We start from the raw sequence: 8,597 nt of genomic DNA, 5'->3' as shown, positions 1-8,597 counted from the left end.
TGGCGTCATTCCGAATGTCGCTGCTCAACAGCAGCATTCGTGAACCCAAGCGAAGCTCGCCCGGATGGGCGGCAACGGCTGGCTGATTCATCAGATGAAAACGGCGGAGTTTTTGATGGATAATCAATCTTATCCATTAAATGAGTGAATTCCGTTGCCAGACCGAGTCTTTCCCGTGCCGAGGCAAGGGGAGAAGTGTCACTGTGACGATACGATGGCGAGGAAGGGATTCCCGCGGACCTGGGTAATGCAGATAGCCTGTATGCGTGGGCGACGACGAGTCGGCGGTGGACATCATCGAGATGCTGCGTAGCAGTAGCTTGTCGACCGACGATCGCCGCCATGTGTACGACGCTCTGATCAACAGCGTGATCGAAGGTTGGGCGCCGACTCGCCACCTCAGTACAACGACTCATCGATTTCGCCGCTGGACGAATCGACATCGACGAATACAAAGTGCAGGTTCTGAACGCTCGATGCTGGAAACGCCAGGAAGCCGGCGCTCACATAGTCATCTGATCCGAGGCGGCCCAGCAGACCAGCGGAGGCCAAAACGAATGCATGAGAAGGTAATTCGCACTCCCGCCGTATCCAGGCACAGCCACCCTTAAACGTCACGTGACGTATGTGCGCCTGGCTGGGCAGTTCCCTCAACGCCGGGTAGTCACGGCGGTCACCGATCCGGTAGTCGCGGGCGGGCCGAACTGCATGCCGTAGATCGTTGCGGATTCTGCCGGCAAAGCGACCATCCGTGCGAGGTTTCGCGCGTCGAGAACGCGCCGGGCCAACAGCAATGTCAGATAGTTCTGGAAAACAGGGCAGATTCGGACAGATCTCATGTTTTCCCGGATTACTCTCAACTATTCCTGGATCGGACAGAAGCGACTGTACGCCTATCAGATGTTCGCCGACGGGCGCCGCTGTAATTGCCGATAAGCAACATTATGTCAAGTAATCTACTCCGTTTTCATCTAGCGGAGTGGGTCCCTACCTATTGCTACTCAAATCCGCACCGCCACTGCTAAACCGCTGTGCTGCAGTGCATTTCATTCACGCCCGTTCGCAACCGGTGAGCGTCGTTTGCGGCCGAGCGGTTACGGCGTTGCCAAATCCCACGGATTGATGAGTTCGACGCCGGTGTCGACGAAGTCACTGACGTTGCGCGTCGCAAGTCCGACGTTCCAGGCGCGGCTAATTGCGGCGATCTGCCCGTCGGCCATACTGATCTGGAGTCCGCTACGCTCCCGACCAGCAACTATATCTGCGTAATGGGTTGCGGCCAGCGCATCGAACGGCAAAATCCTGTCCCGGAAATCCTCCGCCAGCAGTCCTTCGACCTTTGGACGAAGCTCACGCCTGCGTCGCCCGTCCGGCAATCGGGCGACGCCATACAACAGTTCGGCCGCCGTCACGGCCGTCAGCAATATGTCGGACACATCCAAACTGTCGACCCAACTAGTGACGTCAGGATCCGGTGCCGGGCGCATCAGTTCCGAGACGACGTTGGTATCCAAGACGATCATTCGTCAAGGACCGCAGCACGTGGACGCTCGGTCCGGCTGGGCAGGTCAAGCTCCACACCCCCAGTTCCCGAGAAGCGCTGCCGAATCCGTGTCGCCATCCCTGGACCACCCACCGGGCGTTCCAATGCTGCGCGCAAGATCTCGCGCACCTCCGATTCCATCGAACGGCCGTGCTCTGCTGCGCGCACACGCAGAGCTGCTTTGAGGTCGTCGTCAAAATCACGAATCGTCAAGGTCGCCATCAGTCACCCCTCGCCTATTGCTTGCATTGCAATCAATGCTAGCAGTTTGTCGGCACATGGCGCGATTTCTGTCCAGCAACTCCGCTCACGGCTACTCGGGCAGCACCGATGATTGAAACGACGACCCCCGCTGGCGGATGACGACTCCCCTGCTGCCATATTGCACTGCCGCCCAATGGTTCTCGCCTAGCGCGCAAGGCCGAGGAATACCATCATCGCTCGCTCGACCTCGACGACTTGCTCTGCCGTCACGTCATCGACTCTGGGCTGCGTGACCCGTCCCGACGGCGGGTGAGTGACGAGGCCCTGGGCGGAGTTGCGGTTGGCGATCGTCACCTGGGTCGGCCGGACCTATCACTGCCGGTGCCAGGCAGCGCCAGCAATGCGGTCCTTGATGCGGACGGACTGAAAGGTCGGTTATCCGCTGGGGACATGAAGCTCGGTCGCTAACGTCTCTTGGCTGGCCCAGGACGCCAACCGGGCCAGATTGTCAGCGGCCGGTCCTCCCGCAGGTGCGGTATAGACATTCAACTGCAGGCCAGGTGCTGTGGGCAGATCCATCGACTCAAAATTCAAGTCGAGCAGGCCCACCACTGGATGGTTCACACGCTTGCTCCCGTATCCGTGCAGCCGCACGTCCTGAGATGCCCACTGCTGCCGGAATAGCTCACTGCCCGTTGATAATTCGCCCACCAAGGCGATGAGCTCCTCGTCGTGGGGATTACGGCCCATTTCCATACGCAGCATCGCGGCCGCATTTCGCGCCGCATGGTCGTAGTCGACGAAGAACGCCTCGGCCTCGCTGGGGTGCAAGTACACGAACCGCGCTGTGTTGGCCGGCCGTCGCGGGTCGGCCAACACCGGTGAATACAGCGCACGGCCAAGTTGATTCATGGCGAGCACGTCGTGGCGCGCATTTCGGATCCACGCCGGCGCACCGGTAATGGCGTCGAGCACCTCTTGCAGCGCCGGCCGCACCGTCGCCGGAGGTTTGGGGTGCCGTCGACCGCTGGGCGCCCCAGACTGGCGTGCGAGATGGAACAGGTGGTCGCGCTCCGCTTCGTTGAGTTGTAGGGCCGTGGCTAGCGCGTCGAGCACGCCCTCGGAGGTGCCAGCCAGGCTGCCGCGCTCAATGCGCACGTAATACTCGACCGAGACCCCAGCGAGTAGCGCTACCTCCTCTCGACGCAGACCCTTGACCCGACGATTACCACCGTAGGCGGGCAGGCCAGCCATCTCTGGAGCGATGCGGGCGCGACGCGACCTCAGAAACTCTCGGATCTCGGTGCGCAGATCAAGCGTGGCCGTCATCCACTCACCGTAGGCCCGCACCGCAAGCGACCGCCGGCCCCGTGCAGGGATGAACGAGGTCACGCGGTCGTGGCGATCCCTCCGTCGACGGGGACGATGGTGCCCGTTAGGTAAGCGCCTGCCCGACTGGCGAGGAAGACGGCGACACCCGCCATGTCGTCGTCGCGGCCGATCCGGCGCAGCGGGGCCGACGCCGCGATCGCCTCGCCGAACTCGTCGAGGGTTGCAGCCATCATCGTCGACGGGAACGGTCCCGGCGCCACCGCGTTCACCGTGATGTGCTGCGGGCCCAGTTCCTTGGCGAGCACCCTGGTGAGTTGATGCAGCGCAGCCTTGCTGCTGGAGTACGAGTAGTTGGGCCGGTTGGGGATGTGTATGGCGGCGATGCTGCCGATGTTGATGATCCGCGCGGGATCGTCGGCGGTCCCAGCGCTACGAAGTGCAGGCAGCAGCGCCTGCACCAGCCAAAACGGCGCTTTCAAGTTGAGGTCGATGACCGTGTCCCAGGCTGCGTCCGGGAACGTCGCCAACGGCTCGTCCCACATTGCCCCCGCATTGTTGACGAGGATGTCGAGACTCCCAGCGTCGGCCGTGACGAGGTCGGCGAGGCGCTCACACTCCTCGTGCCGGGACAGATCAGCGGGGACCGCCCAGACGTCGCCGAATTCGGACAGCTGTTCCTGCGCCTGAGCGCACGCTTCTGTGTTGCGTGAGCTGATGACCACGCGGGCGCCTGCTTGGAGAAGCCCGCGCGCGATCATCATCCCGATGCCCTTGGTGCCACCGGTGACGAGGCCGTGCTTACCACTCAGATCGAAAAGTTCTGCATGCGTTACGAATTGGCTGTTTACCACGTTGCTTCTCTCCTGCGTCGGCCCGGAACCTCTCATAGCAAGTTAGGCGGTATTCGAGACGCCAAGGAGATCCCCGTAGTACGGGTACTGCCAGACTCCCCCTTGTCCGGTAGCCGCTTGACGGAGGCAGCAAGCGCGCGGACGACAGACGTCTAGGTCGTGCGCTGGATCAACGAACCGTCTACCAGTGTCGACGCGCCGATCCGGAATAAACGCGCACCCGGTGAACTTGGCCCAAAGGTCGACCCTTCCCCGACTCAGGAGCTTCCATGACCCGTCCCGTCCGCGTCGCCGTCCAGATCCAGCCCGGCGGCACGCCCGACTACGCCACGTGGCGCGAGGCTGTCCTTGCCGCCGACGACCTCGGCGTCGACGTGATCTTCGGCTACGACCACTTCCACCGCCCGGCGATGAAGGGCATCGTCGACGGCAAGCCCGTCCTGTTCGAGGAGCAGCCCGGTGTCGCCAACTTCGAGGGCTGGACCGCGCTCGCGTCGTGGGGTGAAATCACCTCACACGCCGACATCGGGCTCCTCGTCACCGGCGTCGGCTACCGCAACGCGGACCTGCTCGCTGACATGGCACGCACCGTCGACCACATCAGCGGCGGCCGGCTCATCTTGGGCCTCGGCGCTGGGTGGTACGAAAAGGACTACACCACTTACGGTTACGACTTCGGCACCTTCGGCTCCCGCTTCGATCTGTTCGACGAGAGCCTGATCCGCATCGAGAACCGGCTCGCCGCACTGATCCCGCCGCCCGTGCGCAGGCTGCCGATCCTCATCGGTGGCACGGGGCCCAAGCGCTCGCTGCCCGCCATTGCCAGGCACGCAGACATCTGGCACGCGTTTCAGGAATTGGACGCGTTCCGCAGGTCCAGCGACCGAGTCGACGAGTTGGCGGCGACGTTCGGCCGCAACGGCGCCGACATCGAACGCTCGACGCTCTGGGAGAACGCCGACAGTGCCGATGCCTTCCGTGAAATCGGCGTCACGCTGTTCCAGGTTGAACTCACCGCCGACAACGGTTATGACCTCACGTCTCTCAAGCAGGTGGTCACATGGCGGGACAACGGGTGACCCACGATCCAAGCTGTGCGCTTCACGGAAGCTCGACCTCTTGTCGGTTGTGAGCTTGTCGATCACGTCCAATACGGTGTACTGCGACAGCAAACACCGGACGCGCGCGTGCCGGGCGGTCATCGCGCACTAGGACACGCATCCGACGCCATGGAGAAACGATGCCGGAAATGAGCCCCGTGGCCGAATTCGACTTCGTCATCGTGGGAGCGGGCAGTGCGGGCTGCCTGCTCGCCAATCGGCTCAGCGCCAACCCTGATCACCGTGTGCTCCTGATTGAGGCAGGCGGAAAAGACAACTATTTCTGGATCAAGGTGCCGGTGGGCTACCTGTACACAATCGCCAACCCCCGCACCGACTGGTGCTTCACGACCGAGGCTGACCCAGGTCTGGCGGGCCGCAGCATTCACTACGCGCGGGGGCGCGTAATCGGCGGCAGTTCTTCGATCAACGCCATGATCCATATGCGCGGACAGGCCTGCGATTACGACCTATGGGCCAAGGCCACCGGTGACGAGCGATGGCTGTGGGGTGGCCCGGACAGTTCCGGCGAGACACTGGCGATCTACAAAGAGTTGGAAGACTACTTTGGCGGAGCCGATGACTGGCACGGCGCCGGTGGTGAGATTCCCGTCGAGCGGCCGCGGGTCCGCTGGAAGATCCTGGACGCGTGGCAGGCCGCGGCTGCCGAGGTGGGCATTGCCCCGATCGCCGAGTTCAACCGGGGAGACAACGCCGGTAGTGCGTACTTTCACGTCAACCAACGGCGTGGCCGTCGCTGGTCGATGGCGGATGCTTTCCTGCATCCCGTCTCCCGGCGACCGAATCTCACGATCTACACCCACACCCAGGCCGTGAAGCTGCTGATGGACGACCAGGTCCACGACGATCAACGTCGCGGGGCCTGGACCACGGCCCAGCGTCGCGCCACCGGTGTGCGGCTGCTCAAAGGTGGCCAGATCGTCGACGTCCACGCCCGCCGGGAGGTGATCCTGAGCGCCGGAGCGATTGGGTCACCGCACCTCATGCAGGCATCGGGTCTGGGCCCGGCCGGGCTGCTCACCCAGCATCAGGTGCCGGTGACCGTCGATCTGCCGGGAGTGGGTGAGAACCTCCAGGACCACCTGCAATTGCGAACGGTCTACCGGGTGCGGGGCGCTCGCACCGTCAACACGCTGTACCGCAATTGGATCACCCGTGCAGGCATGGGACTTCAGTACCTGTTGCTGCGATCAGGACCCATGACCATGCCGCCCTCGACGCTGGGCGCTTTCGCCAAAAGCGACCCCACGCTGGCCAGTCCCGATTTGGAGTGGCATGTCCAGCCCTTGTCGTTGGCCAAATTCGGCGAGCCGCTGCACCGGTTCGGAGCGATCACGCCGTCGGTGTGCAATCTGCGACCCAGTTCGCGTGGCCATGTGCGGATAGCCGATGCAGATCCGCTGACCTACCCGAAGATCGTCTGCAATTACCTGTCCACCGACGCCGATCGCGAAGCCGCCGTCCGCGGCCTCCGGATGACGCGACAGATCATGGCGGCGCCCTCGCTGGCCCGCTACCGACCCGAAGAGTTGCTTCCCGGTCCGCAACTGGTGAGTGACGAAGACCTGCATACGGCGGCCCGTGAACTCGGTACAACGATCTTTCATCCAGTGGGCACCTGTGCGATGGGAGCCTTTGACACACGCGGCCTGCCGCGCTCGGCCGCCACGGTGCTCGACACCGACTGTCGCGTGTACCGCGTCGCCGGGCTTCGGGTGGTTGATGCTTCGGCGATGCCCACCATCACGTCCGGGAACACAAACGCGCCCGTCATGCTGATCGCAGAGCGCGCAGCGCGGGCGATCCTGGGATGAGTCGGTCGGAACATGAAAGTCCGCCTCTGCCTGCTGTAGGTGCTGCTGGCGACCGAGCCGTCCTCATCGGCGTGCGGCGCAACCCGGGTTCGACAGAGCCGCCGTCTACAGGCCGGATGGTACGACCTTGCCGTTGACCGTCACCTCGACCTGGCCGGTCTTCGTGTTGTACTCGACCTTGCCTTGTTCGAACGTCGTCACTAGGAGATCGCCGACGGCGTTCTCGTCGCTGGTGGGGACGCCCAGCGGACCTGCCGAGCCGTTGTTGCCGGTGATCGCAGGCACGCCGTCCTGGTCGCGTTGGATATTCCAGGCTTCCCGGATCTTGCCTTCGGTGATAAATGCAGGCGTGCCCGCCTCGTCGTTCTTGGCGACGATCACGCCGCCCTGGAACTGCTGGAACACCACGCCGCTGTCCCGCGTTCCCGCGTTGTGGTCGCCTGTCAGTGCCTTGCCGAGAGCTTCTTTCTGACTTTCGGTTGCCGACGAGTACTTCACAGCGATCGGGCCGGTCAACGTCACCTCGACGTCTCTGTCCCCGATGAGCTTCACTTCAGCGGGCGGCGCCGGGGTTTCAGACGTGGCGATCAAATCGACCTGAGGCGGTGTCGATGCGTCGACGCTCCTGCCATTGCTGCAGCCCACGCTGATCAGCGCGACGGCGGCCAGGCCGGCTACTGCCGTGCGGCGGTATGCGATCGTCCTCATGGATTTCCTCCCGCGTCTTCATGTGGTGTGGGTCAAGTTACAGTTGAACCCTCGCCCGGCCCGGACCATACCCGAACCACATGAGGGGCGCAGCCGCTCGCGGCCTTCGTAGCTCCGAAGGAATCGACGACGCGAGTCATCGACGGTGAGATCCATGACGTCCCATTGGTGTCCGGCACGGCGCAACATGGCGGAATCGAATATGCAGAGTTACCAGTAGAGCGTTCCCGTTTTGCGCTGCTGCCCAACGGCTTTGGCGGCCCGGTTGTCCAGTCCTGTTTTTAGTCTGCGGTTTTCGCAGACGTGGCGAACCAGGGTTAGGTAGACGTTGGCAGCATGGCGCCGGCGGCCTGGCGGTACAAGTCTGCGGCTGGGCTCATCGCGGCCTTGACGGTGTTGTAGTAATGAGTTCCGGCCCCGCCGTGGTTCTTGAGCAGTTGTGGGTTCTGCGCGAGCGTGGCCGCCAGCACGGTGTCGCTGGCGATGCCGTATTTCTTGAAGGCCTCAGTGAACCGGGCGATGAATCGGGCGATCGCCTTGTTGGGGTCTTGACGCTCGGCGACGGTGCCGAAACTGGCTTTCTCCTGGAACAGGCCGATGACCTCATCAGCCGCGGCCCCAGAGCCGCCATACGCCTGAACACCACCGGACGCGGTCGGGCGGAAACTCGACTCGATCTTCGCAGTGGCGATGACGGTCCTGATCTGGTCCTCGCTCAGCTTGGCAGCATGGCCCTGGGTCACGATGGCCTTGACGATGTCTTGCGCGCTGGAGTCTTTGGTCACGACCACAGGTGCAGGGACGACAGCTGCGGCCGGTTTGGTGATTTTCTGACCCACCGGCTGTTGCTCAACCGCGACTGTTATATGCCGGTGCGTGGACGTAGAAAGCAGAGTGCCACCGCCGAGGCCAGTTGTCAGCGGTCACATAATTCCTCCAGCTTGAGGGGTTGTCCGTCACGGAATTCCCCCACCTCGTCTGTCACGTAATTCCGCCACCCGGGCGGTGTGGCAGCCGGTTGTGG

The 8,597-nt window shown here is 63.1% G+C and carries 9 protein-coding genes; 2 read left to right on the top strand and 7 right to left on the bottom strand.

Annotated features, from left to right (window positions below; genetic code table 11):
* Nucleotides 1–1,094 precede the first annotated feature (1,094 nt).
* The 5 genes from SLQ30_RS32865 to SLQ30_RS32845 all read right to left on the bottom strand — a co-directional run bounded on the left by SLQ30_RS32865 (nt 1,095) and on the right by SLQ30_RS32845 (nt 3,966).
* Nucleotides 1,095–1,523: a type II toxin-antitoxin system VapC family toxin gene (locus SLQ30_RS32865; RefSeq protein WP_319451223.1), complete on the bottom strand. Its 429-nt coding sequence runs from the start codon at nt 1,521–1,523 to the stop codon at nt 1,095–1,097.
* On the bottom strand, nt 1,520–1,765 hold the full coding sequence (locus SLQ30_RS32860) for a FitA-like ribbon-helix-helix domain-containing protein (RefSeq protein ID WP_319451224.1): 246 nt from the start codon (nt 1,763–1,765) through the stop codon (nt 1,520–1,522). Before SLQ30_RS32860 ends, SLQ30_RS32865 begins: the two co-directional genes overlap by 4 nt.
* Nucleotides 1,766–1,951: 186 nt before the next feature.
* Nucleotides 1,952–2,101 carry a hypothetical protein gene (locus tag SLQ30_RS32855; protein ID WP_319451225.1) on the bottom strand — a complete coding sequence of 50 codons (150 nt, stop codon included), beginning with the start codon at nt 2,099–2,101 and terminating at the stop codon, nt 1,952–1,954.
* 81 nt (nt 2,102–2,182) lie between these two features.
* Complete coding sequence (locus tag SLQ30_RS32850; RefSeq protein WP_319451226.1) at nt 2,183–3,076, bottom strand: helix-turn-helix transcriptional regulator; 894 nt, start codon at nt 3,074–3,076, stop codon at nt 2,183–2,185.
* Nucleotides 3,077–3,135: 59 nt separating this feature from the next.
* Nucleotides 3,136–3,966 carry an SDR family oxidoreductase gene (locus SLQ30_RS32845; protein ID WP_319451227.1) on the bottom strand — a complete coding sequence of 277 codons (831 nt, stop codon included), beginning with the start codon at nt 3,964–3,966 and terminating at the stop codon, nt 3,136–3,138.
* A gap of 233 nt (nt 3,967–4,199) precedes the next feature.
* On the opposite strand from SLQ30_RS32845, the gene SLQ30_RS32840 reads away from it, so the two are divergent.
* Entirely contained in the window at nt 4,200–5,009 is an 810-nt protein-coding gene (locus tag SLQ30_RS32840) for an LLM class F420-dependent oxidoreductase (protein WP_319451228.1), read from the top strand.
* 170 nt (nt 5,010–5,179) lie between these two features.
* Complete coding sequence (locus SLQ30_RS32835) at nt 5,180–6,865, top strand: GMC family oxidoreductase (protein WP_319451231.1); 1,686 nt, start codon at nt 5,180–5,182, stop codon at nt 6,863–6,865.
* A 105-nt stretch (nt 6,866–6,970) separates the two neighbouring features.
* On the opposite strand, the gene SLQ30_RS32830 is transcribed toward SLQ30_RS32835, so the two are convergent.
* The gene (locus SLQ30_RS32830; RefSeq protein ID WP_319451229.1) at nt 6,971–7,573 is read right to left on the bottom strand and encodes a hypothetical protein; all 603 of its coding nucleotides are present in this window, start codon (nt 7,571–7,573) and stop codon (nt 6,971–6,973) included.
* A gap of 317 nt (nt 7,574–7,890) precedes the next feature.
* Complete coding sequence (locus SLQ30_RS32825) at nt 7,891–8,358, bottom strand: hypothetical protein (RefSeq protein WP_319451230.1); 468 nt, start codon at nt 8,356–8,358, stop codon at nt 7,891–7,893.
* Nucleotides 8,359–8,597: the final 239 nt, after the last annotated feature.

The organism is Mycobacterium sp. RTGN4 (assembly GCF_033804635.1).
Lineage (GTDB): Bacteria > Actinomycetota > Actinomycetes > Mycobacteriales > Mycobacteriaceae > Mycobacterium.
The sequence above is the reverse complement of the archived record's forward strand: the minus strand, read 5'-3'. Positions and strand labels throughout refer to the sequence as shown.